Here is a 24,065-nt window from a genome sequence, read left to right on the forward strand (position 1 = left end):
TACGTGTCTCTCTCCGGCTCCCGGCGGTCGGCAACGGGGGCGAACGTGTTCGCCCGCCCGAGGTCGCTACGGCCGTGATCCGGTCGCAGTCCCGCGAAAATTGTGGTCAGCTGGGTCGTCGCTCGGCGCCTCCCCTCAGAGGTCGGCCGCGTCCTCGATGGCGTCGGTGAGTTCCCGGATGCTCTCCAGGTCGTGCTCGCCCATGTGGCAGATGGGGACGGTCCGCTCGCCGAGTTGCGAGCCGTAGCCGTTCGAGAACACGAAGTCGTACTCCTCGAAGACGCCGCTGTCTCGACCCCACCGGCAGGCTTTTGCGAACGACCGTGCGAGCGATACGTATGAGTCTCACTACGGACGACATCGAGGCGTTCGTGGCGACGGACCCGGAGGACGACGAGAACGTTCCGCTCGGGGACGCGCTGGAGGAACTGGCCGCCGACGTCGAGGTCGATGCCGTCGAGGCGGTTCGAGACGCCCGCGGACAGCTATGACGCCCCCTCTCGAGACGAACTTCGGGGCCCAGTGGCGACGATATCGGCCGAAACTACTCGTCTTCGAGCTTCTCGTAGATCTCGCGGTGGCGCTCGAAGTCGCGCTCGAAGAGGCGTCGGACGAGGGCCTCCCGATCCGTCGAGTCGTCGTCCGCGGCCGGTCGATCCTCTGTGGCCATCTATGGGTCCGTTCGCGTTTCGTCTGTAAAACCGTTCCGCCGGGGCCGGTCAATCACGGTCGGTGTGGTCGTCGGAGGACGGATCCTCCGAGGGAGGGTCGGCGTGGCGCCGCAAGTACGCGACTACCTCCTCGACGTCGACCGCCCGCTCGTCGGTCGCGAACGATTTGAGGATGTCGCGGACCTCGTCGTCGTAGTCCAGGTCGTAGCCGTTCAGTCCGTAGAAAACGACGACAGACGCGAGCGCCGTCCGCTTGTTCCCGTCGACGAACGGATGATTCGCCACGAGTAGCCGCATGAGATGCGCGGCCGTCTCGTGTATCGACTCCGGCGCGTTCCCGTAGTGCCCGTCTTCGACGAACGAGAGCGCGTACGCGATGTCCCCGCGCCGCGCGACGCCTTCGGATGTCTCGTCGCTCCGTTCGACGATCTGCTCGTGTATCGAGAGCACGTCGTCGACCGTCGGATACGACAGGGACACTGTCTGCGGTCCTGCGCGCAGTCAGAGATCCGCCACGTCCTCGATGGCGTCGGTGAGTTCCCGGATGCTCTCCAGATCGTGTTCGCCCATGTGGCCGATGCGGAACGTCTGCTCGCCCAGTTGCGAGCCGTAGCCGTTCGAGAAGACGAAGTCGTACTCCTCGGAGACGGCGTCGATGGTCGCGGCCACGTCGATGTCCCGGGTGTTCTCGATGCAGGAGACGGTCTGGGAGCGGTAGCCCTCCTCGGCGAAGAGATCGAAGTGCTCGCGCGCCCAGTCGTGGACGTACTCGGTCATCTCCCGGTGGCGCTCGTCGCGGGCCTCGTGGCCCTCCTCCAGCATGTGTTTCATCTGCTTGCGGTAGGCGAGCATGACCGGGATGGCGGGCGTCGAGTGGGTCTGCCCCTTCCGGTCGTAGTAGTCGAGCGTGCGCTGGAAGCCGCCGTACCACGACGCGGAGTCCTTGTCGAGTTCCCGCTCGTAGGCCGCGTCGCTGACGACGCAGACCGCCAGGCCCGGCGGCATCGCGAACGCCTTCTGCGTGGAGGCAAAGATCACGTCGATGTCGTGTTCGTCGATGTCGACGTAGTCGCCGCCCAGCGCGGAGACGGCGTCGACGACGAAGTAGGTGTCCGGGTACTCCGCGACCACGTCGCCGATCTCCTCGATGGGGTTGCGGACCCCCGTCGAGGACTCGTTCATGACGGTGGCGACCACGTCGTAGTGCTTGTCCGTCGATTCGAGGTGCTCGCGGATGTCCTCGGGCTTGATGGCCTCGCCCCAGTCGTACTCCAGGCGGTCGACGTTCTTGCCGAGCCGCTCGGCGACGTTGGCGTGGCGCTCGCTGAAGCTCCCGCAGGTGGGGACGAGGATGTTCTCGTCGACGAGGTTCAGCGTCGAGGCCTCCCAGAACTCGGTGCCGGAGGCGGTGAGGATGACGACCTCGTTGTCGGTGCCGAGGAACTCCTTGGTGTCCTCGACGATGGTCGTGTAGAGGTCGGTCATCCGGTCCATCCGGTGGCCGAACATCGGCTGGGCCATCTCCTCGATGACGTCCTCGCGCACTTCGGTCGGCCCCGGGATGTACAGCCGCTTGTCGTCGTAGTCGCCCGTGTATTCCTGTTTCTTGGACACTGGAACCACCGTCTGTTACCGAGAGGGTCGGAGCGAGGCGGTATGGTAGTTTTGATGCCGGGGCGACACCGTCGACGCAGTCGACACAGTTCGGGAGCGACGCGTCACAGTCCAGTCGCCGCCGGAGTTATTACGTAGAGTTACGTAGTTACACCGGTTACAATGCCCATCGACGTCGACGAGTTCGAGGAGGCGCCGGAGGCCGAACTCCGGGCCACCAGCGGCCCGACCAACGCGGAGCGAGTGCTAGCGTTCCTCGGCGAACACGACGACCAGGCGTTCACGCCGAAGGAGATCAGGGGGGCGACGGACGTTCCGCGCGGGAGTATCGGGGTCGTGCTGAGCCGGCTGGAGGACCGGGGGCTCGTCCGCCACCGGGGGGAGTACTGGGCGATCGCGCCCGATGCAGACGTCGACACCGCACTCACGAGCGCACACGTCGCCCGCGCCGCGAGCGACCGGCTGGGGGCCGAAGACCCGTCGGAGTGGGGTCCCGGTGTCGACGACACGGAGGGGAGGTAGATGCCCTCCCGCGGTGAGGTCTGGTGGGGTCCCGCGCCGCACAAGGACACCCCCGCGTATCGGCCGTGGTTGATCCTCAGCACCGACGACCACCCGTTCGCCGGCGAGGAATGTATCTGCGCCGCGATGACCACACAGGACCACGACGATGGGATCGCCGTCCCCGACGACGCGTGGGTCGCCGGCGGATCCGAGAAGCGAGCGTACGTCTCGCCGTGGTACGTCGCCACGGTGAAACACGCGGCGTTCGACCGCCAGCAGGGAACGCTCGCCGAGTCGCTCGTCGGCCGGGCAGCGGCCGCACTGCACGGGTACGCGCCCGGCTCCGCCACGGCCTGAATATCGCCACTCACCCGCGCCACGGCGCCGAGAGGTGGACGTGGAACAGTTTCTCGCACCCGCTCTCGCCGCAGACCGGACACTCGTCGGTTGCGGCGGCGTCCGCTTCCGAACCGCCGGCGTCCGCGCTGTGGTCCCCGGCCACGTCGCCCGCCTCGCCAGTCACCGCGATCACCCGACTCCCAGCCGGCCCGAGTTCGTAGCCGTCGGCCGTCTCGCGGACGAAGTACTCGCAGAGGCGGCGCAGGTGGTAGCTGAACCGGCCCGAGTCGGTCACGCCGCACCGCTCGCGCAGGCGGGTGAACGTCAGCGGCTCGTCGGCGTCGGCCAGGGTCCGCAGGATCGCGAGTCGCGTCTCGTCGCCCAGCAGTTCGAACGCCTCCGCCGGGTCGTCGACCGAACGGGTCATCGGCGGGAGTGCGGCCGGCTGGCTCCTGTACTTTGTGGCGACTCGTCGGACGGTGGCGGACCGGCGAGCGCCGGCTCGGGAACGTGGAGGGAGAAGCGAGCGACTACCGCCGCGATGGCGGCGGCGGACGACCGGGGCCTCAGGACAGGTCGATGTTCGCGGAGTCGTCGGCGCGGTCGAAGGTCACTTCGAGGATCCCGTTGTTGTACGACGCCGAGGCGGAGTGTTCGTCGACGCGGGCCGGCAGGCGGACCCGCTCGTGGTACTCGCGGGCGTCGCCGGTCGCGTCGAGGGTGAGCACTTCGCCGTCGCAGCGCAGGTCGATGTCGCGCTTGTCGACGCCGGGGATGTCCGCGACCACCCGCAGCGAGTCGTCCTCCTCGTAGACGTCGAGGTGTACGTCCGCGCCCGACGGGTCCGAGGCACCGGGGTCGGCGCCGCCGCGGGCGCGGGCGTCGTCCATCACGTCGTTCATCATCCGCTCTATCTCCCGGAAGAACTCGTCGAAGGGGTCGTCGCGGTCGTCGCGTCGCATACGGGACGGTATGTGGATCGGCGGCAAAAGCTTTCGGCTCGCGGAGCCGCGCCAGCGCGCGACGAGATGCGAGTCGAACGAGCGGCTCTGTCCGAGTTGTCCCGGAGTCGAGTGACCGCGACCGCACGGCCCGATTTCGGTCGGCGCACGCCGCTCAGTCGAACTTCTCGAGCAGTTCCACGTAGAAGCCGTCGCGCTCGTCGGCGAGTTTCTCGACGATGAGCTCGGGTGTCGAGCGGGCGAGCACGTCCTTCACCGGCGAGCGGTCGACGACGAGTTCGCCGTCGACCAGCCCCTCGGCCTCGATGCCGTCGACGGCCAGGTCGGTGCGGGCGGCGTCCCGGATCTCGCGGGCGAGGTGGGTGACGAAGACGGCGGTGGCGTCGGTGGCGTCGAACGCCTCGAGGATGCCGGCCATGATCTTCGCGCTCGCGCCGGGTTCGGTGATGCTCTCCAGTTCGTCGACGAGGACGACCACGTCGCCGCCCTCGCCCGACCGGACCGCCTCGACCAGGCTCCCGAACTCCCTGAGCGTGGACTCGAAGGCGCCCGCGTCCAGCGTCCCCTGGGTCTTGGCGTGGTAGTGTAGCTCCTCGACGTGCTCGACGCGGGCGCGGTCGGCCGGGACCGGCAGGCCCATGTGCGCGAGCGTGACGGTCAGCGCGACCAGGTCGAGCACGGAGGTCTTCCCGCCGCTGTTGACGCCCGTCAGGAGCGCGACGCCCTCGACCCGGTAGTCGACGGGGTCGACCGCCTCGTAGGGCACGTCCAGGAGCGGCGAGCGGCCGCCCTCGATTTCGACCCCCTCGCCGCCGATCTCGGGCAGCGTGGCGTCGTAGGCCTCGGCGAAGCGGGCGATGGCGAGTTCCACGTCGAGTTCGAGCGCGGCCTCGGCCAGCGCCTCGGCGTCCGCGCGGGCGTCGGCCAGGTCGGTCGCCACCTCGCGCTTGAGGCGGGTGGCGCGGCGGTCGCGGGCGGTCGTGAGTCCCTCGCGGAGCCGCGAGACCACCTCCTCGTCGCGTTCGACGGGAAACGTGGGCTGGTCGGGGAACGCCCGGCGGGCCATATCGGCGTAGTCGTCGAGTTCGAGGGCGTCGACGAGGTGGTCGCGGGCGTCGTCGACCGCCGCGGCGTACTCGTCGGCGAGCTCGCGCTGTAGCAGGGAGTCGACGCCGGCGCCCTGCTCGACCAGCGAGAGCAGGTCCGCGCCCTCGATGGTCACGTCCCGCTCCTCGATGGCCGCCCGGAGCCGGTCGTTGGCGACGCTCTCGGCGGTCGAGACGGCGGCGTCGAGGTCGTCGACCGCGGTCTGCAACTGCCGGAGGCGGTCGTCGTCGGCGACGTTGCCCTCGTCGTCGATGCGGGCGAGCGCGTCGGCCAGCTCGTCCAGGTCGCAGGGCGGGTCCAGGTCCGCGACGCGGTGGACCTCGATGGCGGCCCGGAGGCGATTCCGGTTGTGGGCGAAGAAGGCGAGGGTGCGCTCGGGGACGACGGTGGCCGGGTCATCAAGCGCGTCGGGTTCGACGCGCACGTCGCCCTCGACCTCGACGCCGGTGAACGCGTCGTCGAGGGCGACGACGGTGGCGTACCCCCGGGCGAGGTCCGCGAGGCCGCGGGCGTCGTCGACGATCTCGACGGTGACCTCGGGCAGGGCCTCCTGGGCGCGGGCGTAAGTCTCGGCGTCGGTGGTGGCGAGACAGCGGTCGCGGACCCGGACGCTCGGCGGCGACTCCAGCGGTTCGACCCCGGCCAGCGCGCCGCGGATCTCGTCGTCGGGTTCCCGCTCCATCGCCCGGGCGGCGAACTCGCGGGCCTCGTCGACCCGCGACCGGGAGGGCGAGGGGTAGAACGTCTCCAGGCGGCGCTCGGCGTAGCGGGTGACGGCGTGGTCGGCGACGAGATCGAGGGCGTCGCGGTAGATCTCCTGGGCGCGCGAGGTGGCGGCGAACCCGCCGGGGTCGCCGTGTTCGCGGCGGATGGCGGCGCGGGCGATGCGGGCTGCCCGGCCGTCGCTGATGCCCGGCGCGCGGGCCAGCGCGGCCACGTCCCCGTCGCGCAGCGCCCGCTCGGGGTCGTCGAGTTCCGACAGCGCCTCGGCCGTCTTCTCGCCGACCCCGGGGATCGTCTCGATGTCCATCTACCCGCCACATTACCACCGGCGGAGAAAAATCCCGCGGCCGTCCGGCGACCCGCCGGCTGAAGCTACTCGTTCCAGGGCCAGTCCTCGGGCGGCGCGAACGGCGCGACCGACACCGTGTAGCGCATCACCGTCGACACGCGGAGCAGCCGAACCACCAGCAGCACTAGCGGGCAGAGCACGACCGCCACGGCGGCGCTGATCACCCACGGGAGCCACGCCTCGGGGAGCGTCGCCCCGTTCGACCGGTAGAGTAGCGGGACGTACAGCGCGACGAGCAGGGTGGGGACGCTGACGTAGATGATCTCCCGCGAGAGCTTCGCGAGTTCCTGCTGGAGCGCGAGCGTCTTGAAGTACTGTCGCCCGACGGAGAGGTGGCCGAGGAGCGCCTCCACGTCGGCGAAGTCGGTCGTCAGGTCCTCGGGGAGGGCAGCGCCGTCCGCGACGGCCAGCGTCTCGTTCCGGAACCGCGCGTAGTCCGATCCCGCCGTCGCCGCGATGACGTCCACGGGTTGCATGTCTTCCGAGACGCGTTCGATCTCGCCGGCGAAGTCGTCGAGACGGTCGGCGAGCTCGGCGACGTCGTCGGCCGCCGCCCCGGCCCCATCGCGCCTCTCCCGAAGCGACGCCGCCCGCTGGCCGAGCGCCGCTCCGATGGCGGAGACGAACTCGGACGCCCGGACAGGCGCTCGTCCGGAGGCGCTCAGTTCGGAGACCGCGTCGTGGAACTCGGCGCCCTTCTCGTAGCGGCTCCGCAGCGAGTCGGGCTGGCCGAACACCTGCGAGGAGATGAGCTGGTTGACCGTCAGCGTCAGCGTGATCAGCGTGAACACGCCGGCGGTGACGCCGCTGCCGAACACCGTCGGCACGCTGCTTGACGGCCCAACCGCGAGCAGCCCGCCCGCGACGAGGGCGCGCGTCAGCACGAAGATTCCGGCACACACCAGGGCCGTGATCAGCAGACGGTTCCCGTCCAAGAAGAGCCAGTGACGGACCCTGCCTGCGTCGCTCTCCGACGTGTCGGCCGAGTCCCTACCGGCCATCGCGCAGTCCGTCACCGCAACCCGTCTCCGTCGCACTCGACGCCGCAGCGCCGGGCCCTCCGCGCCGCCTGCGACCGCCAGCGGGACGCACGGGGGCCCGACTGCGAGAACAGTCGACCATACCGAACGGTCGGCGGCCCCCGGGAAAGAGCCGCGGCAGGCACCTGCGGGGGTCGTCGCGGCGGCGCTCCCGTCCCGAATCTGTTCGCCCGGCCCGCGCGGTCGAACAACGGGCTTTTGCCCGTTCACGCCGAATCGCCGGCGATGAGCACTCCGGTCGCCGACAAGCTCGCCGCCGCGCGCGCCGACCTGGCCGACCGCGACGGCGTCCTCGTCGCCTTTTCAGGCGGTGTGGACTCCAGCGCCGTCGCCGCCATCGCCCACGACGCGCTGGGCGACGACGCCGTCGCCTGCACGGCCAAAAGCGAGACCCTGCCCGACGCCGAGCTCGACGACGCCCGCCGCGTCGCCGAGGAGATCGGCATCCGCCACGAGATCGTCGAGTTCTCCGAGCTCGACAGCCAGGCGTTCGTCGAGAACGGCGACGACCGCTGTTACCACTGCCGCACCATGCGGCTCGGCGCGATGTTCGACCACGCCGCGGAACTGGGCATCGGCGTGGTCTGCGACGGGACCAACGCCTCCGACCCCGGCGAGGGCCACCGCCCCGGCCTGCAGGCGGTCGAGGAACTCGACGCCTACTCCCCCCTGCTGGAGCACGGCATCGTCAAGTCCGAGGTCCGGGAGATCGCCGACGACTACGGCCTCTCCGTCGCGGACAAGCCCTCGATGGCCTGCCTCTCCTCGCGGATCCCCACGGGGCTGGAGGTCACCGAGGAGCGGCTCTCGCGCATCGAGCAGGCCGAGACCGTCCTGCGGACCTGGGGCTTCGAGCAGTTCCGCGTGCGCGACCACGACGGCATCGCCCGCATCGAGGTCGGCGAGGACGAACTGGAGGAGGCGCTGGACCCGGAGTTCGTCCGCGCTGCACGCCAGTACATCGGCGAACTCGGCTTCGACCACGTCACGCTCGACCTCGACGGCTACCGCACCGGCAGCGTCAGCCCCGCCGACGAGGCGGACGAGGAGACCGACGGGACGACCGAGCGCGGCGAACAGGCGGACGGCGGCGGCGACCCCGTCGTCGAGGACGTGTTCGGCACCGACTACCCGACCGCCGACGAGATCTGAGACCGGCTTTCTACGCGGCGCGCGCTGGAGCGCGCTTTCATGCGCGCGACCGTAGCCGTGCGAGGTCTTCTCGAACTCCTGAGAGAAGGCTCGTCAGAGCTTGCCTCTGACGGTGGATGAGAAGCGCAGCTTGCGAGCATCGCAATCGGCTGGGGAGGTGTGTGGCCGTCTGCGGTGCTGTGCGGTCCCTGGTGGACTGAAAGGGCGAGGCGCGCTCGCGCTTGTTCAGTCGTCTGAGCGGGCAACTATCCGCGCGGGCCGTGCGGAGAGCGCGGATATCCCGCTTGGTTCGAGAGAGCGAAGCTCTCTCGTCATCCCGAAAATCTCCGATTTTCGGAGACAGCGACCGCGAGCGCGCCGAGGGCTTTCAGCGCTCACCGTCGAGTGCAGTCGATCCAACTCCGAGCGAGCGCGCCGAGGGCTTTCAGCGCTCACCGTCGAGTGCTGTCGAGTCAGTTCAGAGCGAGCGCGCCGAGGGCGTTCAGCGCCTGCTGTTCCCTGCGGTCAAACCAACTGCTAGCGAGCGGACCGAGGGCGTTCAGCGCTCGCCGTTGCCGGCTGTCGAATCAACGCCGAGCGAGCGGCAGTCGTTGCCGTCCCCAGTGACACTTTCCCGGACGCGACCCACCGATAGACCGTGTCCGACCTCACGATCCGCGACTACGAACCCGACGACGCCGAGGCGGTCTGGGACCTCCACGAGCGGGCGCTCCGCGACATCGGCGCCTACGACGAGGAGTACGCCCACCTCGACGCCGACCTCCGGGCGGTCGAATCCGAGTACCTCGACGCCGGCGGGGAGTTCCTGGTGGGAGAGATCGGCGGGACCGACGGCTCCGGCGGCGAGATCGTCGCCATGGGCGCGCTCCAGCCCTCGCCCGAGGTCGACCACCACGAGACGGACCCCGACGCGGCGGTCGTCCGGCGGATGCGCGTCGACCCCGCCCACCAGCGACGGGGTTTCGGGAGCCGGATCCTCCGGGAACTCGAAGCTCGTGCGCGAGAGTCGGGCTTCGACCGGCTGGTGCTGGACACGACGCCGGACCAGGAGAGCGCGGTCGCCCTCTACGAGTCGTTCGGCTACGCTGAGACGCGTCGGGAGTCGACGCCGGTCGGGGAGATGATCTTCTACGAACGGGAACTGTAGTCGACCCCTCGCTGTCCCGTAGATACTTGAGGGGAAACGAAGCCAAGCGGACGTGCTATGGGGAGAACGGAGCAGGAGTGTCTCGACGCACTCCGGGAAGCCGCGGAGCAGTTGGGGGAGTCGCCGTCGAAGGCGCAGTACGAGGAACTGGGGGTGACACCCGCAGCGTCGACGATCCTTCGGGTCGTCGGCGGGTGGAACGAAGCGAAGAAACGGGCGGGGTTATCGACGAACGCGTCGCGCGGGTCCCGGGTCGCGCCGAAACCCGAGGGGGTCGAGCTTCCCGACGGTGAGACGTGGGAGGAGCTCTCGCAGGACCAGCGATGGCACTACCGGAACGCGGAGCACAACACCGAGCGAACGTTGCGACGGCGGGGACGGCTCCGCGCGTGGGCCAACGAACGGAAGCGCGAGCGGGGCTGTGCCGACTGCGGCGAGTCCGATCCGGCCTGTCTGGACTTTCACCACCTGGACGGCGAGACGAAAGCGATGGCCGTCACCGATATGATAACGCACGGTCACAGCCGGGAAGCGCTCCGTGAGGAGTTCGAGAACTGCGAAGTGCTCTGCGCGAACTGTCACCGGAAGCGTCACGGCCGACAGCCGGCGGTCGTCGACCGCGACGGCGGGCCGCAGTCGAAACGCGAACGCCTGCGAGCGTGGTCGTACGAGTACCGTCGCGGCCGCGGCTGTCGTCGCTGTTCCGAGGACGACCCCTCGTGCCTCCAGTTCCACCATTCGGACCCGGACGAGAAGTCCGCGGGCGTCGGGCAACTGATCTCCGACGGCGCCGACGAGAGCGAAGTGCGCGCGGAAGTCGACCGATGTGTCGTTCTCTGCGCGAACTGCCACCGCCGCGAACACTTCGACCCCCCCACCGACGACGGGAGCGAAACTGACCGAACCACGGTAACACGGCACGTTCGAGTCCGCAACACTGAAATACGGGACCGAAGTATACTCGGGTGAAGTCCTGTGGTGTAGTGGCCAATCATGTAGCCTTCTGGGGGCTACGACGGAGGTTCGAATCCTCCCAGGACTATATTTTCTGACGCCTTGTCCGTGAACGGCAGTTCCGTCCGCCGCTACGGAGTCACCACCAGTTTCCCGACGCTCTCCCCGTCCTGCATCGCAGCGAACGCGTCGCCGGTCTCGGCCAGCGGGTAGGTCTCGTCGATCACCGGGTCGAAGGCGCCGTCGGCGACGAGATCGACCAGCCGTTCGAGGTCGGGCTGGGTGCCCATCGTGGAGCCGACGATCCGCTTGTGTTGCAGGAACAGGTCGGCCACGTCGAATTCGGAGGTGCCGCCGGCGGTGCGGCCGCAGACGACCATCGTGCCGCCGCGGCGGAGCACCGACTGGCCCAGCTTCGAGTACTCGCCGCCGAGGTGGTTGACGACGGCGTCGACCGGCTCGTCGACTGCGGCCTCGATCTCGGCGGTGTCGGCGGATTCGATCCCGCGGTCCAGCCCGACCTCGCGGACGCGGCCGAGTTTGGCCGCCGAGCGGGAAGTCCCGACGGTCTCGATCCCGAGGGCGTCGCAGAGCTGGACGGTCGCGACGCCGACGCCGCCGGTCGCGCCGGGGACGAACACGCGGTCGCCGGCGTCCACGTCGGCGCGTTGCAACATCCGGTAGGCGGTCACGTACGCCGTGGGGAGCGCCGCGGCCGTGGTCGCGTCGACGCCGTCGGGGAGGGCGACGAGCCGGTCGGCCGTCACCCGGGCCCGTTCGGCCAGCCCGCCGTGGTACAGCGAGAAGTTCTCGCACAGGTTCTCGGGCCCCTCGCGGCAGAACCGGCAGCTCCCGCAGATCTCGTTGGGACAGAGGACGACCCGGTCGCCGGGTTCGACGCCGGTCACGTCGGGGCCCACTTCGCGGACGGTCCCGGCCACGTCGAGCCCGGAGACGAAGGGGAGGTCGTCGGCGTCGACCATCGCGGAGTCGCCCTCCAGGATCCACAGGTCGTGGCGGTTGATCGAGCAGGCCTCGACGTCGACGACGGCCTCGCCCCGTCCGGGTTCGGGGTCCGGTCGGTCGACGACGGCGACGCCGTCCGGTCCGACGAGGTCGGTGAAGGCTGCGGCTTCCATGGGTCCGGATCCGCGGCGGACGGTCAAGAGTGCGGCGTCCCCGGCGAATCCGTGGTCGGCCCGCCGGGCGGCTTCCTGCGCGGGTCGCCGCTAGTCGGCGGCTTCGCCCTCGCGGTTCGGCGTGCGGCGGCCGCCGAGGGTGTACACCCACAGGAGTCCCAGGCCGGCCATGTAGGCGACGGCGACCGGGATGGCGAACACGAGCATCGTCAGCAGGCTGGAGGGCGTGATGAACGCGGCGAAGACGACGATGGCCATGACGACGGTGCGCCAGCGGTCGAACATCGTCTGGAAGGGGACCAGCCCGCCGCGGTGGAACAGGAACATGGTCACCGGCACCTCGACGAGCAGGCCGAAGCCGACGGTCGTCAGCACGACCAGCCAGCCGAAGTTGTTGATCCGGTAGTAGATGACCATGCTGGACTCGATGGCGTCGGCGGCCAGCCAGGAGATGATCGCCGGCGCGACGTAGAGGAAGCCGACGACCGACCCGCCGACGATGCCGACCAGCAGCGTCACCGCCCACACGCCGAGCAGCCGGCGGTCGCCGCCGACGAGCCCCCGTTCCTTCAGCCGCGGCCAGGCGTAGTAGAGGATCAGCGGCAGCGTCGCCACCAGGCCCAAAAGCGTCGCGAACTTGATCTCGAAGATGAGCGCCTCGGCGGGGTGGAGCGTCACGATGTCGGCCTGGGCGATCTGGCCCTCGGGCATCCGCCCGAAGAAGATCTGTCGGAGCGTCCCGATCCCCCCCTGGTAGAGGAAGACGAAGGTCACGGCCATGACGACCCCGAACAGGCCGACGATGCGGAACGCGCGGGAGGTGAGACTCTCCAGGATGAACGCGATGTCGTAGTAGTAGCCGCCGATGTCGTCCTCGGTGGTCTCCTCCTCGGTAAAGGAGTCGACGACGCCCGCCGTCGTCGAGGTGAGGAGGCCGCCCTCCTCGTCGGCGGTCGCACCGTCACCGGCCGCTTCGCCGCCGGCCCCCTCGCCGCTCTCCGCGGCCGCGGCCTCGGCGCGGGCCTCCTGGGCCTCCTGGACCTCGTCGAAGCGGTCGAGGATGGCCTGGGCCTTGTCCGGGTCCCCCTGCTCTTCCATGGCCTCCCGGGCGAGCTCGGTCGCCTCGCCCTCGTCCATCGCCTCGAAGCGCTCGGGCGGCGCGGCGGGGATGGCCGCCGCCGACAGCTCGAGCAGGTCGATGTCGGTCGGCGAGCCGGTCGGCTCCGTCGGGTCCCGCGCCGCGTCGAGCTCCCTGATGGAGAAGTAGAAGATCGCGACGCCGAAGGCGACGGCGGCGACGACCAGCGCGGCGATCGCGGCGACGACCTGGGTGTCGAGGCCGGTCAGTTCCGTCAGCGTCGGGAACGGGCCGACGCGGTCCGAAATCGAGGTGACGAGGTCGTTTATCGCGGCGACGCCGTAGCGGGCGACGAAGAGGTAGCCGGCGGCGCCGGCCAGGAGGGCGACCGCGAGGAGCTTGTTCCAGTAGCGGCGGGCGACCATCCCGGCGGAGACCTCGTCGGCCGACCGCCGAAGCAGTTCCGCGAAGCGGGCGAGCGCGAGGCTGAACCCGTAGAGGCCGATCAGCGGGAGCGCCCACATGATCTGGGTGAGCGGGTCCGGCGGCGAGAAGAACGCGCCGAAGACGAAGATGCCCAGCACGGCGTAGCGCCAGCGGTCGCGCATCGACTGGTAGCTCAGCACGCGCAGGTAGGCGAGCGAGCTCATCGCCAGCGGGAGCTGCGCCGCGAGGCCGAACGAGAAGCCGAGGAAGGCGATGAACTGCGTCCACTTGACGATCGACCACGCGGGCTCGAAGCCGGCGTTGGCGGCGTTGCCGGCCAGGAACCCGAGCATGAGCGGGAAGAACAGGTAGTAGGCGTAGGCGAGGCCGGCCGCGAACAGGACCACAGAGAGCAGGGCCGGGACGACGAGTTTCCACCGGGGCACGTCCTCGGCGGGCCACCAGCCCCGCGCTCGCAGGGCGTCGCGGCCGAAGTAGACGACGACGGGGAGCGCCATCAGGATCCCGATGAACAGCCCGATCTTCGCCTGCAGTAAGATCACGTCGAACGGCGTCGTGGCGACGATGCGGATGTGCTCGTTCTGGTTGAGGTCGGCCTTGAGCGCGTCCCAGACGTAGAGCCGCAGGGCGTAGAACGTCCCCATGAAGCCGATCACGAAGACCATGAAGGCCTTCTGGAGGTCCTCGCGGGCGCTGCCGATCATGGACCCGAGGGTCGCGCGACCCTGTGCGACGGTCCGCTTGGTGTCCTCGTCGATCGCGGCAGCCATCTCGGGGAGTGGTAACCGAGTGACTGTTATCAATCTATTCATCACGGGAGCGCGCGAGCGCCGAGGCGGCCGTCGAGCCGCCCGAGCGGCCCCGCTTCCCGCGTCGGCGGGGCGAGCGAAAAGAAGGCTTACAATAGGGGAGCGCAAACCCGGCCACGAATGACTGACGAGCGGTCCGGCGACGGCGACGACGAGGGGGGAGCCGCCGGTCCGCCCGACGAGGAACGGGGGGGCGACGACTCGCCCGACGAGTCCGCGGGACCGCCCGAGGAACCGATCCCCGGCGGCCCGGACGACCCCGACCGCTCCGACCCGGCCGACGAGCGCCGGCCCGACGCCAACCCCTCCCCGGCCCCGGACAACCTCCCCGACGACTCGGGAGACCCCGACGACCCCGAGGGTGGCGTCCCGGACGACATCGGCCGCCCCGGCGTCGACGACGACGAGGCCCCGGGCGACCCGGCGGAGTGGATCGACGACGATGACGACTCCGGCGACGGTGCCGCAGACGACGCCGACGACGGGGCGGCGCCCTCGGCGGACCCGACCGACGCGGCGCCGGTCAACACCGTCGAGGAGGGCGCCGCGGCCGACGGCGGCGACGCCACCGAGTTCGGCGGCGACATCAACCCCCACGCGAACCCCTCCTCGGGCGGACCGGCGGAGGGCGCACCGGCCGCGCCCGCCGGCGAGGGGGGACTGGGCGGCGCCCCCGACGACGAGGAGATGCCGCTGGCCCGGCACATCGAGGAGATGGTCCGCCGACTCGGGGTGGTCGTCGTCGCGATGGCGCTGGTCAGCGGGCTCACGTTCCCGTTCGCCGACCGCCTGATCAACTTCCTGTGGTACTCCTTCCTGTCGGGGTCGCCGGAGGTCTGCCCGACGACCGCACCCACCGCCGACGCGGCGTGTCCGTACCTGTTCCACCCGCTCGCGCTGATGTTCGCCCGGCTGAAGGTCGCCTCGCTGGTCGGGTTCGTCGTCGCCCTGCCCGTCACCGTCTACGAGTCGTACCTGTTCATGCGCCCCGGGCTGTACCCCCGCGAACGCCGCTACTACCTCGCCTCCGTCCCGACGAGCCTCGTCCTCGCCGGCGTGGGCATCCTCTTCGCGTACCTGCTCGTGCTCCCGACGCTGTTCGTCTACTTCACCGGCTACACCGCCCAGGCCGCCGAGGTGACCTTCAGCCTCACCGAGACGTTCAACCTCATCGTGATGATGCTCGGGTTCTTCGCCCTGGTCTTCCAGATCCCGCTGCTCATCATGCTCGCGGTGATGATGGGCGTCACCTCGCGGCGCTGGCTAGCGGCCCGCCGCATCTACTTCTGGGGCGGGTTCGCCACCGTCGCCTTCCTCTTCAGCCCGGACCCGACCGGGATGGCCCCCATCCTCGTCGCAGCGACGATGATCGTCCTCTTCGAGGGCACCCTGTTACTGCTGTACTGGACCGGCGAGGCAGCGGCGGTCACGGCCGAGGACCTGGCAGCCCGGCGGCCGTTCGTCTGGTCCGGCGCGGCCCTCGTCGGCTACGTCGTCTCGACCGCGCCGCTCCCGGGGAGCTACTACGACCAGTTGCCCGCCGCGGTCACGTCGGCGCTGGCCGACTTCGGGGTCACCCGGCTGACGCCGCTGTTCGTCGGCCTCGGGCTCATCGCCGTCTACGAGGCGGTCCTCTACGTCGACCGGAACGTGGGCGGCCGCTCGGACGCCTACGGCTACCTCGCGCGGGCCCGGGTCGGCGTCTGGCCGCTGTCGCTGTTCGTCGGCTACCTCGGCAGCCCCGACCCCGCCCTGCTCCGGCGGATCGACGCGGTCGACCTCTCGACGGTCGAGTCGGCCGGCGTCGCCGTCGGGTTGATCGTCACCTACGAGTTCGTCCTCGTGGTCCTCGACTGGTACGAGAACCGGGGGTGACCGGCGAGTATGGTGACCGGCCGGGACCGTGATCGACCGGAAACGGCGACCGGACGGGGAGAATGACGGGGCGGATACCATGACCGCGCGGGTGTTGCTGGTCCGCCACGGCGAGACGACGTGGAACCGCGACGGCCGGATCCAGGGGTGGGCCGACGCGACGCTGACGGAGACGGGCCGCGAGCAGGCCCGTGCAGTCGGAGAACACCTGGCCGACGCTGGCATCGACCGGCTCGTGGTCTCGGACCTGAAGCGGACGCTCGAGACCGCCGCGGAGCTCCGGGCGGCCGGCGTCGCGGCCGAGCCCGAGCGGGCCCGCGCCTGGCGCGAGCGGGACTTCGGCGAACTCCAGGGGCTGACCCGGACCGCCATCGCGAGCCGCCACCCCGAGTACCACCGCGACGGGTCGCTACTCGCGGTGCGGTCCGTGGAGGGCGGCGAGTCCCTGCCGGCGTTCGAGACGCGCGTCCGCGAGGGGTGGGAACAGCTCGTCGACGGGCTGGCGGCCAGCGAGACGGCGGCGGTCGTCACCCACGGCGGCCCCATCCGCGCGGCCCTGTCGGCGGTGACCGACCGCGATCTGACGTCGCTCGCCCCGGAGTTCTCCCCCTCGAACTGCGGCGTGACCGAGATCGCCGTCGAGGGGACTGGGTGTTCGGTGGTCGACCGCGACGGCACCGACCACCTGCCGGAGTAGGGCGCCCGCGAGACCGGTCAACCCGCGCCGCCGCCGACCTCCGGAGCCACCCCCACAGCTATGCGCTTCGAGTCCGTGCCCCGGGGTATGAACATGGAGTCGGACGACATCGCCGTCGAGCGCCCCGTCCTCGCGACGGTCGTCGTCGCGGCCGTCGCCACGGTGGCTTACGTCGGGGTGCAACTCGTCTCCGACGGCGGCGTCGCGCCCGCCGAGACGGCGTCGTTCGTCCTGATCTTCACGCTCGTGTACGTCGCCGGCGCCCGCTACCTGCGCGAGCGGACCGCCGACGCCGACGGAGCCGACGACGCGTCCGGCGACAACGCCGCGTCCGGCGACGCGACCGAGTGATCCATACGGTCGGTTGTAACTGTGTACCGTCGGTTCGCCGGACTGCCCGGCGAACCCGGAAACGACTTACAACCGACCGTATCACAGGAACTGGTCGAGCCCGGCCTGCCGGCGGTCGACGCCCGCCGGGTCCGGTTCCCAGGCGCTGCGCCGGGCGCGGACCGCGTCCGGGTCGACCGCCGCGGACCCGTCCGCTCGGTCCCCGTCCGCCCCGTTCCCGTCCGCGTCCTCGCCGTCGCGCCCCTCGCCCGCCGCGTCGAGCGGTTCGTACCCCGGACACGACGGCCCGCAGTCGGCGACCGGGCGGACGAGTTCCTCGCCCCACGCGCACCACGGCAGCCCCGCGTCGGCGTGCTCGGCGGGTTCGGCCTCCCCGGGCCGACACTGCCGGCAGTCGGGCAACTCGTAGGTCCGCCAGCCCTTGCCGTAGGCCCGCTCGGCGATCCGGCGGCGCTGGCGGCGCTTCTCGGCGGCGGTGACCGGACGCACCTCCGCGCGGCCGGGCTCGCGGTCGAGCAGTTCGATCCCCGGGCCGTCGGTGTCGAGCGACTCGGGCTCGCGGACCACCTCGCGCTCGCCCGTCTCGGGGTCGAACCGCCAGACCCCCACGGGGTCGGGCAGGCGGTTGAGGTGCGCGCCGGTGACGTACGTCTCCGTCGCCAGGACCACCTCGTCGAACAGCCCCAGCGAGGCGTCGATCCGCAACTGGTCCCGCAGGTCCCCCGGCCGGTCGAGGTCGGGCTTGTTCTCGATGCCCACCAGCGAGTCGAACCACTCCTCGGGGTAGCGGACGGTCCCCCGGACGGCCGCGCTCGCGCCCGTCCGTTCGCGCTCGAAGAAGCCCAGTTCGACCGCCCGCTCCGCGACCGCGCGGGCGCGCTCGGGGTGGCAGTCGAACGCCTCGGCGACCGGGCGGGCGGTGCCCGGGCCGACCGCGCTCTCGATCGCCAGCGGCGGGATCGTCTGCGGCGTGATCGCCGCTCGGCGGTCGAACTCGGGGCCGGGCTCGACCAGGCACACGTCGACGACCCGGCGGCCGCGGACGGCGGCGCCGAGCTGGCGTCCCACGATCCGGTCCGGGCGTTCGAGGTGCGCACACAGCGCGAGTTCGAACGCGAACTCCTGCACACCCCGAGGTCGGCGCGAGCGGACATAAGCCCGCGGTCGAGCGACCGGCCGACCGTGCGGTCCCATCGGTGCGTCCGACCGTCGACGGAGTCGACTCACAGCCGGAGTATCCGGCAACCACACCCACGGATGGCGCAAGTTTTATCTAAACGTGTTATGCTATGTCAGGTACAACAGGGGTGGCGACGCGGGCTCCGCGGGGGAGATCGACCGCGGACGCGGATCGGGGGTCCGCGTTCCCGGTCGTCGCCCAGGGACACGGGACCGATGAAACGGGACACGCACCGGGTCGGCGTCGGCGACCGCGGCCAGTCAGTCTTCGACTTCTCGATCGGCGTGAGCCTATTTCTGATCGTCGTACTGGGGGTGCTCGTGTTCGTGCCGACGGCGTTCGGGAGTTTCACGTCTGGTGCTGGCGGAGGGGCCGGCGACGGGCTCGCGGCCGACAGAGCGGCGACGTACCTCTCGGAATCCGCACTCAGTGACAGCAGCGCGTCGGACGGGTTAGACACCGACTGCACGCTTCTGTTTTTCACCGGCCGGATGGACGACCCCGATCTGGCGGCAACGCCGAGTGACTGTGGGCTGGAACAGGCCGCTTCGCTCGCGAGCAACACCAGTCTCGACGCGAGCAGGCGGGGAGTAAACGTCACCGTTGAACGCCGAAAGCCGACGGATCCCGGCCGTAAACAGCTCTGCTGGAATACCGACGGCGGGCTCGGCGCGAGCCCACTCGTCCCGGTCGATAACCCGGCTTGCGACCCGACGGCGACGGACATCAGGCTCACTGCCGGACCGAGCGCGGCGAACAATCAGGAGTACGCGACGGCCGAGCGCTACGTGTCTCTCGGCCGGGAGGGAGTGTATCTTGTCGTTCGAGTGTGGTGACGCGAGCGCCGACCGCGGGCAGGCGTTCACGCTGGAAAGCGTTCTCGCGGCGTTGGTCGTGGTGGCCGGACTCGTCTTCGCGCTCCAGGCGGTCACGGTAACCCCGTCGACGACGGGTTCGACCGCCCAGCCGGTCGATCACGCCAGGCTCGACAGCGTTCTCTCCGAGTCCGCCGAGAACGGGGCGCTCAGACGCGCGGTGCTGGCGTGGGACGGCGGGTTCGCCGGAGCGGCGGGGGAGGACTACTTCGTCGGGACGTTCCCGAGCAACGAGTTCGGACGGGCGCTCGATCAGGCGGTCGGGCCGACGGTCGTCGTAAACGTCGTCGTCCACTACCCTGCAGGTTCCGGAACGACCGAGCGCCAGCGGATGGTGTACAACGGAGTGCCCGGTGACAACGCCGTTCGATCCGAGGCAGTCGTCACCGTCTTCGACGAGGACCATCGCTACGATGCCACGGGCAACAGGAAATCTGAGACTCTCGAATCCGAGGGGCTCTACCCCGGTATCAGCCAGCGGTCCGGGTCGGACGTGTACGCGCTCCTGAGAGTCGAGGTGGTTGCGTGGCGGACCTGAACGGGGTGGACCGCGGGCAGTTGCTCCTCTCGGGGGCGTTCGTCCTGGCGGTCGCGCTCATCGGACTGACGATCGTGTTGACGTCGGGCGGATACACGACGACGCTCACGACACAGGACACCTCGGTCGAACGCGGGACCGACGCGATCGCGACCAGGGAGTCGGTGTCCGCCGACCTCGAACGGTACCTGAGAGACGTCAACGAGGAACCCGCCGCAACGACGACTCGCTCGGCGCGCAAAGACAGTTTCCGGGACCTGGTGTCGCAGCTCGGCCCGTGGCTGAACGAGCGATACGCGGAACACGGTCAGCTGGTCGATATCGGTCCCGAGTCCGCCGTCTCGTTCGAGCGGGGCTATCAGATCGAACTCGCGACCGATGGCCCGTTCGACAGACTGGACAGTGATAGTAGCGGGTCGGAAACGCTGGTCAGCGACGCCAAAGCGCGGAATGTAACCTTCGTGTTCAGCGACGTTCCGACCGGCTCGTCGTCGTTCGACGTGACGTTCGACTCCGGGAGTCGGGAGTGGCTGCTGACGGTGACTACGGCGGGTGGCGGAAGCGAGTGGGATGTCACCGTCGATCAGGACGGGACGAGCTACGCTCGGACGTGTACCGTCACCGGCTCGCCCTCGGAGATGACCGTGGACGTGGACGGAGCGACCATCGACGGCGACCACTGTTCGGCGCTCGAAGCCATCGAGTTTGAGGCGGACAGCTACGCGGTCACTATCAGTGGAGACCTCTCGGGAACCAGCGGGCAGCTGTGGCTAACCGGCGAGGGCGCGACACCCGACACTAGCTACGACGACAGCATCATCTACAGCGCGCGAGTGCCGTTCACGTATCAGTCGGCGACGGTCGATTACCGCACCGAGTTACGGATCGCACCGGGGGAGATACGATGATTCGCCGTGACGAGCGAGCGCTCTCTTCGGCGCTTTCGTACGCACTGATCGTCGTTCTGACGGTGTCACTGACTGCAGGGCTGGTGTTCGGGACGAGTTCGATGATCGGCGAACAGCGCGAGCAGGTCGCCCGCGACCAGGTCGACGCGGTCGGCGAACGGCTGGCGTCGACGATCATGACCGTGGACCGGCTGAACGCGACCGAACCACGCCCCGCGTCCGCCGCCGTGATCCGGGAGTTCCCCCGCCGTCTCGGCGGGGTCCAGTACCGCATCAAGACGGTCGAGACGGACTCGAACCGCTGGCGACTGTACGTCGAGACTCGAGACATCGCAATCAACCAGTCGTTCACGGTCAGACTCCGGTCGGGAGCGGCCCTCGAAGACACGACAATCAACGGCGGGCCATTGCGCGTCTACTACGACAGGGCCCCGGACCCGGACGACGACAGAGTGAGGCTAGAGAATGCGTGACAACGCACCGCGCGGACAGAGTGAGGTTATCGGCTTCGTGATCGTCTTCTCGGCCATCCTCGCGGCGACGCTCGTCGTCGGCGTCTTCGGCCTCAACGCGCTCGACAGCGTCCAGGAGTCCACTGTCGCCAACAACGGCGAGATCGCTATGCGGGCGGTCGGCGACGACATCGAATCGATCTACTACGGCTCCGCCGAAACCTCGACCACCGAACTCACGCTCAACGCCGCTACCCTCGAAGTCGGCGACCCGACGCGGGTGGAGGTGTCGGTCGTCTCGACAAGCACCGAGAGCTGGGAGTGGAAGCTCTATCCGCTCGTCTACCGGAGCGACGCGGCCTCGATCTACTACGAGAACTCGCTGGTCGTCCGGCAGCAACGGAGCGGGAGTGTCGCGGTGAGCGGCTCGCTGTTCCGGCTGGACGACGAGCGTGCCGTGATCCCGGTCGTCCGGACGAACGCGACGACGAACGCCACCGTGAGCGGCGGAACTAACCAGATCCGGGCGATGGAGAACGGAACAGAGCAGGTCGTGCGAACGAACGAGGACCCGTCGGTCACCGAACTCGACGTGACGATAACGATGCGTGACGTTCCGGGTCGGACCGAGGTGTGGGAGGCGGCGTTGCGGGACGCCTACGGGGGCAGTGGGTCGCTGTCGTGTGCGAACCCGGAAGCCGACGAGGTCGCCTGTTCGTTCGAGACGGAGAGGGTCGTCGTGTCGAGCGTGACCGTTGAGTACGGGTTCGGGTAGGTCAGTCGTCGACGGTCGCAGTCTGGTGTCGGAGGTAGACGAAGTCGACCGTAGCGGGGCCGCCCGACCCGCCGCCGTAGACCCTGGTCGAACCGAGGTTCTCGTCGTAGTGGACCTGAGCGTCGTTGGACATCTGCGTCACCTCGCCGATGAGACTCCCGAAGATCTCGACCCGGTTCACGACCTGGATCTCGGCGCCGTCGGTACTGGACCCCCCGGGACCGAACAGGACGCCGGTGTACACGGCGTCGTTGCTGAACTGGACCTGCGCGTCGGGCCGCAAGTACATCCAGAACAACGGCGCTCGGTCGGCCTCGGGACTCGTCCGGATCTCGGCCGTGTTGACCATCGAGAGCGCGTTGCCGCCGGACGCGCCGACGTAGACGTTCGCCCGATTAGAACCCTCGATAACGATCTCGGCGTCGTTGTCCATCTGGATGTTCCCGTCGACGTAGACGTTGACTTCTCCGCCCGTAGTGTCCAGCCTGAGCGTGTCTCCGCTCCCCATGTCGATGTCGTCGACGTAGTAGTCGCCCGCCGGCAACACACAGGTGGGGTCACAGGAACCCAGGTCGGTCCCGCTGATAGCCGAGACATCCCCGTTGTCGTTGGTCGCGCTGTAGCTCGACTCCTTGTCGAGGATCGTGCTCTCGGCCGACTCGTAGTCCGGGACCGACGGGTCCAGCGGCGTCTCGAACGTCTTCGCCGCGAGGCGGCTGGAGACGGTACCCGGCTCGCCGTCGCGCACGTTCCCGGCCACGTCGGCGTCTTCCGGACCGTTGTGGACGGTGCCGCCCGCGATCACGTCACCGTTGATGTCGACGGTATCACCACCGAGGTCCACGTCCTCGTCGACGACGACATCGCCCTGGATGGTCACTCCGCCGGAGTAGTCTTCGCCGATCTTGGCGTCGCCGTCCTCGACGTAGACGTTCCCGTCGATCGTGTCGACGCTCGACAGTTGTTCGATGTCGCCGTTGCGGACGTACACGTCGCCCTCGACCACCGGGTCGGAACTGTATCCGATCTCGAGGTTGCCCTCGACGAACACGTCCTGTCGGAACGCCGGCTGTCCCGAACTCATCTGCAGCGAGTAGTCGTTCCCGCTCGCTCCGCCGACGAGTACGTCGCCCTCGAATTCGGGCTCGTTGACGACCGTCAGGTCGTCTTTCGTCGAGAAGACGCTGTGGAAGGTCGGCTGGCTGTTTATCTGCGTCGGACCGCCCGCGTTCTGACCCAGCACGACGTTCCCGGTCACCTCGACCTCGTTCGTGATGTCCGGGGCGCCGCTCTCAGCGTGGACGTCGCCCCGGACGGTGAAGTCGTTGGTCGGGTCGAACGTCTCGGTCGTCAGCACGTCGCCGTTCTCGTTGTGCGGCGAGCCGGCGTAGTCGGGCGAGAGGTAACTGTCGGTGGTCACCGTGTTGGTCAGCGCCGAGGAGGGACCGTCCGAGTACGCCGCCGAGGAGACGGTCCCGCCGACGTTCGGTGATTCGACGGTGACCGTGACCGTCTCCGTGGCGGGGTCGACGGTGACAGACTCCGGACCCAGTTCCGACTGGAGATGTTCGCCCCAGGCCCGGTAAAACGTGCTCTCGATCGCGATGTCGATGGTCGTCCCGCTCGGCATCCGGTTCGACATCCCGACCGAAGAGAGCAGGTCTCGCTGGTCGACCGTCTCGACCCGGAACTCGCCGCCGCCGGTCGTCCCCTCGATAGTGGTTATCGGGAACGTGAGCGTGCTGGCCTCCTCGTTCGACCGATAGCTGATCCCGGGCCGCGAAACGGCGACGCTCCCGTTCCCGGTCTTTCGCCAGACACCCCCGCCCTGGTAGGCCACGGTCTGTCCGTCGCGTTCGTACCTGGCGGTTCCGAGCCAGAACTCCTCGGTCGTGTCCGAACCGGACGGCGGGTCGACTGTCACGGTGACTCTACCCGCCCGGGCCGGCTCCCCGGTTGATTCGCTCACCACCTGGAAGTTACCCTGCAGGTCCGGGGCCTCCACCTGCGCCTGGCTCGATCCCCCTCGAGCCATCTGCTCGATCGTGGTGTCGAGCGACTGCATCGACTGGACGGCGGCCGTCGACGATGCGTCCCCCTGCCCCTGATTCAGCGCCGCCGTTCCCGCGACGACTACCGTCGTCGCCCCCGCGATGACCATCGTAGCGAGTAACACGACGGCCAGGACGTCCGACTGTGCACGCCCACGTCTCCGGCCGCCCCCGCGGCATACACCCCTCTGCATCGTTGTGTCTCTGGTTGGTGAAACGTACACATACGCCGAGATAATCCTTTCGACAGTTCGGGGGCACGAGAGGCCGGACGGGACCGACCGATCGCTCGCGGGACCGCCCCCGCGGGCCGGGTTGCACTGATGCC

The 24,065-nt window shown here is 69.4% G+C and carries 25 protein-coding genes, 1 tRNA gene and 1 pseudogene; 15 read left to right on the plus strand and 12 right to left on the minus strand.

Translation table 11 applies throughout. The features are described from left to right. Positions 1-135: 135 nt before the first annotated feature. Positions 136-282 (minus strand): annotated as a pseudogene (locus ACMGFI_RS05780) (alanine--glyoxylate aminotransferase family protein); the annotation flags it as partial. 56 nt (positions 283-338) lie between these two features. Between ACMGFI_RS05780 and ACMGFI_RS05785 the strand changes: the two are divergent. Next, the gene (locus ACMGFI_RS05785; RefSeq protein ID WP_436908068.1) at positions 339-491 is read left to right on the plus strand and encodes a hypothetical protein; all 153 of its coding nucleotides are present in this window, start codon (positions 339-341) and stop codon (positions 489-491) included. A 53-nt stretch (positions 492-544) separates the two neighbouring features. Here the strand turns inward: ACMGFI_RS05785 and ACMGFI_RS05790 are convergent, their stop codons facing one another. The 3 genes from ACMGFI_RS05790 to ACMGFI_RS05800 are packed head-to-tail and all read right to left on the minus strand — an operon-like array spanning position 545 to position 2,285. Continuing rightward, positions 545-670: a hypothetical protein gene (locus ACMGFI_RS05790; RefSeq protein ID WP_436908070.1), complete on the minus strand. Its 126-nt coding sequence runs from the start codon at positions 668-670 to the stop codon at positions 545-547. Between the two features lie 49 nt (positions 671-719). Next, on the minus strand, positions 720-1,151 hold the full coding sequence (locus ACMGFI_RS05795; protein WP_436908072.1) for a type II toxin-antitoxin system death-on-curing family toxin: 432 nt from the start codon (positions 1,149-1,151) through the stop codon (positions 720-722). Positions 1,152-1,172: 21 nt separating this feature from the next. Then, positions 1,173-2,285 carry a pyridoxal-phosphate-dependent aminotransferase family protein gene (locus ACMGFI_RS05800; protein WP_436908073.1) on the minus strand — a complete coding sequence of 371 codons (1,113 nt, stop codon included), beginning with the start codon at positions 2,283-2,285 and terminating at the stop codon, positions 1,173-1,175. A 162-nt stretch (positions 2,286-2,447) separates the two neighbouring features. On the opposite strand from ACMGFI_RS05800, the gene ACMGFI_RS05805 reads away from it, so the two are divergent. After that, positions 2,448-2,807 (plus strand): MarR family transcriptional regulator, encoded by a 360-nt coding sequence (locus ACMGFI_RS05805; protein ID WP_436908075.1) that lies wholly within the window; start codon positions 2,448-2,450, stop codon positions 2,805-2,807. After that, the gene (locus ACMGFI_RS05810; protein ID WP_436908076.1) at positions 2,808-3,146 is read left to right on the plus strand and encodes a type II toxin-antitoxin system PemK/MazF family toxin; all 339 of its coding nucleotides are present in this window, start codon (positions 2,808-2,810) and stop codon (positions 3,144-3,146) included. A gap of 10 nt (positions 3,147-3,156) precedes the next feature. On the opposite strand, the gene ACMGFI_RS05815 is transcribed toward ACMGFI_RS05810, so the two are convergent. The 4 genes from ACMGFI_RS05815 to ACMGFI_RS05830 all read right to left on the minus strand — a co-directional run bounded on the left by ACMGFI_RS05815 (position 3,157) and on the right by ACMGFI_RS05830 (position 7,270). After that, positions 3,157-3,555, minus strand: coding sequence for an ArsR/SmtB family transcription factor (locus ACMGFI_RS05815; RefSeq protein ID WP_436908077.1), 399 nt, complete (start codon positions 3,553-3,555; stop codon positions 3,157-3,159). A gap of 139 nt (positions 3,556-3,694) precedes the next feature. Further along, positions 3,695-4,090 (minus strand): Hsp20/alpha crystallin family protein, encoded by a 396-nt coding sequence (locus ACMGFI_RS05820; protein WP_436908079.1) that lies wholly within the window; start codon positions 4,088-4,090, stop codon positions 3,695-3,697. 154 nt (positions 4,091-4,244) lie between these two features. Next, a complete protein-coding gene (locus ACMGFI_RS05825) occupies positions 4,245-6,227 on the minus strand; it encodes a MutS-related protein (RefSeq protein WP_436908080.1) in 1,983 nt (660 codons plus the stop codon). Positions 6,228-6,292: 65 nt separating this feature from the next. Then, a complete protein-coding gene (locus ACMGFI_RS05830) occupies positions 6,293-7,270 on the minus strand; it encodes a DUF7972 family membrane protein (protein ID WP_436908082.1) in 978 nt (325 codons plus the stop codon). 264 nt (positions 7,271-7,534) lie between these two features. Here ACMGFI_RS05830 and larE point away from each other — a divergent pair, with 264 nt between their 5' ends. The 4 genes from larE to ACMGFI_RS05850 all read left to right on the plus strand — a co-directional run bounded on the left by larE (position 7,535) and on the right by ACMGFI_RS05850 (position 10,650). Then, positions 7,535-8,461 (plus strand): ATP-dependent sacrificial sulfur transferase LarE, encoded by a 927-nt coding sequence (gene larE / locus ACMGFI_RS05835; protein WP_436908083.1) that lies wholly within the window; start codon positions 7,535-7,537, stop codon positions 8,459-8,461. A gap of 637 nt (positions 8,462-9,098) precedes the next feature. After that, complete coding sequence (locus ACMGFI_RS05840) at positions 9,099-9,608, plus strand: GNAT family N-acetyltransferase (RefSeq protein WP_436908085.1); 510 nt, start codon at positions 9,099-9,101, stop codon at positions 9,606-9,608. 57 nt (positions 9,609-9,665) lie between these two features. Beyond that, positions 9,666-10,577, plus strand: a complete 912-nt coding sequence (locus ACMGFI_RS05845; protein WP_436908088.1) for a homing endonuclease associated repeat-containing protein — start codon at positions 9,666-9,668, stop codon at positions 10,575-10,577. Further along, positions 10,578-10,650: transfer RNA gene (locus tag ACMGFI_RS05850), tRNA-Gln, on the plus strand. It begins immediately after the preceding gene. A 43-nt stretch (positions 10,651-10,693) separates the two neighbouring features. Here ACMGFI_RS05850 and ACMGFI_RS05855 read toward each other — a convergent pair. Together ACMGFI_RS05855 and ACMGFI_RS05860 are read right to left on the minus strand one after the other, a co-directional pair. Then, positions 10,694-11,701 carry an alcohol dehydrogenase catalytic domain-containing protein gene (locus ACMGFI_RS05855; protein ID WP_436908090.1) on the minus strand — a complete coding sequence of 336 codons (1,008 nt, stop codon included), beginning with the start codon at positions 11,699-11,701 and terminating at the stop codon, positions 10,694-10,696. 90 nt (positions 11,702-11,791) lie between these two features. After that, complete coding sequence (locus tag ACMGFI_RS05860; protein ID WP_436908092.1) at positions 11,792-13,996, minus strand: twin-arginine translocase subunit TatC; 2,205 nt, start codon at positions 13,994-13,996, stop codon at positions 11,792-11,794. A 159-nt stretch (positions 13,997-14,155) separates the two neighbouring features. Here ACMGFI_RS05860 and tatC point away from each other — a divergent pair, with 159 nt between their 5' ends. The 3 genes from tatC (at position 14,156) to ACMGFI_RS05875 (ending at position 16,958) form a co-directional block, all read left to right on the plus strand. Then, positions 14,156-15,910 (plus strand): twin-arginine translocase subunit TatC, encoded by a 1,755-nt coding sequence (gene tatC, locus ACMGFI_RS05865; protein WP_436908094.1) that lies wholly within the window; start codon positions 14,156-14,158, stop codon positions 15,908-15,910. Between the two features lie 79 nt (positions 15,911-15,989). Next, the gene (locus ACMGFI_RS05870; protein WP_436908096.1) at positions 15,990-16,607 is read left to right on the plus strand and encodes a histidine phosphatase family protein; all 618 of its coding nucleotides are present in this window, start codon (positions 15,990-15,992) and stop codon (positions 16,605-16,607) included. Positions 16,608-16,694: 87 nt separating this feature from the next. Beyond that, positions 16,695-16,958, plus strand: coding sequence for a hypothetical protein (locus ACMGFI_RS05875; RefSeq protein WP_436908097.1), 264 nt, complete (start codon positions 16,695-16,697; stop codon positions 16,956-16,958). Positions 16,959-17,039: 81 nt separating this feature from the next. Here the strand turns inward: ACMGFI_RS05875 and ACMGFI_RS05880 are convergent, their stop codons facing one another. Next, positions 17,040-18,086, minus strand: a complete 1,047-nt coding sequence (locus ACMGFI_RS05880; RefSeq protein ID WP_436908099.1) for a DUF5787 family protein — start codon at positions 18,084-18,086, stop codon at positions 17,040-17,042. Between the two features lie 267 nt (positions 18,087-18,353). On the opposite strand from ACMGFI_RS05880, the gene ACMGFI_RS05885 reads away from it, so the two are divergent. Genes ACMGFI_RS05885 through ACMGFI_RS05905 form a run of 5 tightly spaced genes read left to right on the plus strand, consistent with a single transcriptional unit; the run spans position 18,354 to position 21,686 of the window. Continuing rightward, positions 18,354-18,974: a DUF7287 family protein gene (locus ACMGFI_RS05885; protein WP_436908100.1), complete on the plus strand. Its 621-nt coding sequence runs from the start codon at positions 18,354-18,356 to the stop codon at positions 18,972-18,974. Beyond that, positions 18,955-19,551, plus strand: a complete 597-nt coding sequence (locus ACMGFI_RS05890; RefSeq protein ID WP_436908102.1) for a DUF7288 family protein — start codon at positions 18,955-18,957, stop codon at positions 19,549-19,551. Before ACMGFI_RS05885 ends, ACMGFI_RS05890 begins: the two co-directional genes overlap by 20 nt. Next, positions 19,539-20,459, plus strand: coding sequence for a DUF7261 family protein (locus ACMGFI_RS05895; RefSeq protein WP_436908104.1), 921 nt, complete (start codon positions 19,539-19,541; stop codon positions 20,457-20,459). Before ACMGFI_RS05890 ends, ACMGFI_RS05895 begins: the two co-directional genes overlap by 13 nt. Further along, a complete protein-coding gene (locus ACMGFI_RS05900) occupies positions 20,456-20,932 on the plus strand; it encodes a DUF7266 family protein (protein ID WP_436908105.1) in 477 nt (158 codons plus the stop codon). The genes ACMGFI_RS05895 and ACMGFI_RS05900 overlap by 4 nt, the downstream gene beginning before the upstream one ends. Next, complete coding sequence (locus ACMGFI_RS05905; protein ID WP_436908106.1) at positions 20,925-21,686, plus strand: DUF7289 family protein; 762 nt, start codon at positions 20,925-20,927, stop codon at positions 21,684-21,686. Before ACMGFI_RS05900 ends, ACMGFI_RS05905 begins: the two co-directional genes overlap by 8 nt. A gap of 1 nt (position 21,687) precedes the next feature. Here the strand turns inward: ACMGFI_RS05905 and ACMGFI_RS05910 are convergent, their stop codons facing one another. Continuing rightward, positions 21,688-23,931, minus strand: coding sequence for a DUF7289 family protein (locus ACMGFI_RS05910; RefSeq protein ID WP_436908108.1), 2,244 nt, complete (start codon positions 23,929-23,931; stop codon positions 21,688-21,690). Between the last annotated feature and the right edge of the window lie 134 nt (positions 23,932-24,065).

The organism is Halosimplex marinum (genome assembly GCF_051414075.1).
In the GTDB taxonomy this organism is placed as follows: domain Archaea; phylum Halobacteriota; class Halobacteria; order Halobacteriales; family Haloarculaceae; genus Halosimplex; species Halosimplex marinum.

Bases quoted from the DNA above. Each gene is read 5' to 3' on its own strand.
- ACMGFI_RS05785 (WP_436908068.1), top strand. From the start codon at position 339: ATGAGTCTCACTACGGACGACATCGAGGCGTTCGTGGCGACGGACCCG.
- ACMGFI_RS05790 (WP_436908070.1), bottom strand. From the start codon at position 670: ATGGCCACAGAGGATCGACCGGCCGCGGACGACGACTCGACGGATCGG.
- ACMGFI_RS05805 (WP_436908075.1), top strand. From the start codon at position 2,448: ATGCCCATCGACGTCGACGAGTTCGAGGAGGCGCCGGAGGCCGAACTC.
- ACMGFI_RS05810 (WP_436908076.1), top strand. From the start codon at position 2,808: ATGCCCTCCCGCGGTGAGGTCTGGTGGGGTCCCGCGCCGCACAAGGAC.
- ACMGFI_RS05815 (WP_436908077.1), bottom strand. From the start codon at position 3,555: ATGACCCGTTCGGTCGACGACCCGGCGGAGGCGTTCGAACTGCTGGGC.
- ACMGFI_RS05820 (WP_436908079.1), bottom strand. From the start codon at position 4,090: ATGCGACGCGACGACCGCGACGACCCCTTCGACGAGTTCTTCCGGGAG.
- ACMGFI_RS05825 (WP_436908080.1), bottom strand. From the start codon at position 6,227: ATGGACATCGAGACGATCCCCGGGGTCGGCGAGAAGACGGCCGAGGCG.
- ACMGFI_RS05830 (WP_436908082.1), bottom strand. From the start codon at position 7,270: ATGGCCGGTAGGGACTCGGCCGACACGTCGGAGAGCGACGCAGGCAGG.
- larE (WP_436908083.1), top strand. From the start codon at position 7,535: ATGAGCACTCCGGTCGCCGACAAGCTCGCCGCCGCGCGCGCCGACCTG.
- ACMGFI_RS05845 (WP_436908088.1), top strand. From the start codon at position 9,666: ATGGGGAGAACGGAGCAGGAGTGTCTCGACGCACTCCGGGAAGCCGCG.
- ACMGFI_RS05855 (WP_436908090.1), bottom strand. From the start codon at position 11,701: ATGGAAGCCGCAGCCTTCACCGACCTCGTCGGACCGGACGGCGTCGCC.
- ACMGFI_RS05860 (WP_436908092.1), bottom strand. From the start codon at position 13,996: ATGGCTGCCGCGATCGACGAGGACACCAAGCGGACCGTCGCACAGGGT.
- tatC (WP_436908094.1), top strand. From the start codon at position 14,156: ATGACTGACGAGCGGTCCGGCGACGGCGACGACGAGGGGGGAGCCGCC.
- ACMGFI_RS05870 (WP_436908096.1), top strand. From the start codon at position 15,990: ATGACCGCGCGGGTGTTGCTGGTCCGCCACGGCGAGACGACGTGGAAC.
- ACMGFI_RS05875 (WP_436908097.1), top strand. From the start codon at position 16,695: ATGAACATGGAGTCGGACGACATCGCCGTCGAGCGCCCCGTCCTCGCG.
- ACMGFI_RS05885 (WP_436908100.1), top strand. From the start codon at position 18,354: ATGAAACGGGACACGCACCGGGTCGGCGTCGGCGACCGCGGCCAGTCA.
- ACMGFI_RS05900 (WP_436908105.1), top strand. From the start codon at position 20,456: ATGATTCGCCGTGACGAGCGAGCGCTCTCTTCGGCGCTTTCGTACGCA.
- ACMGFI_RS05905 (WP_436908106.1), top strand. From the start codon at position 20,925: ATGCGTGACAACGCACCGCGCGGACAGAGTGAGGTTATCGGCTTCGTG.
- ACMGFI_RS05910 (WP_436908108.1), bottom strand. From the start codon at position 23,931: ATGCAGAGGGGTGTATGCCGCGGGGGCGGCCGGAGACGTGGGCGTGCA.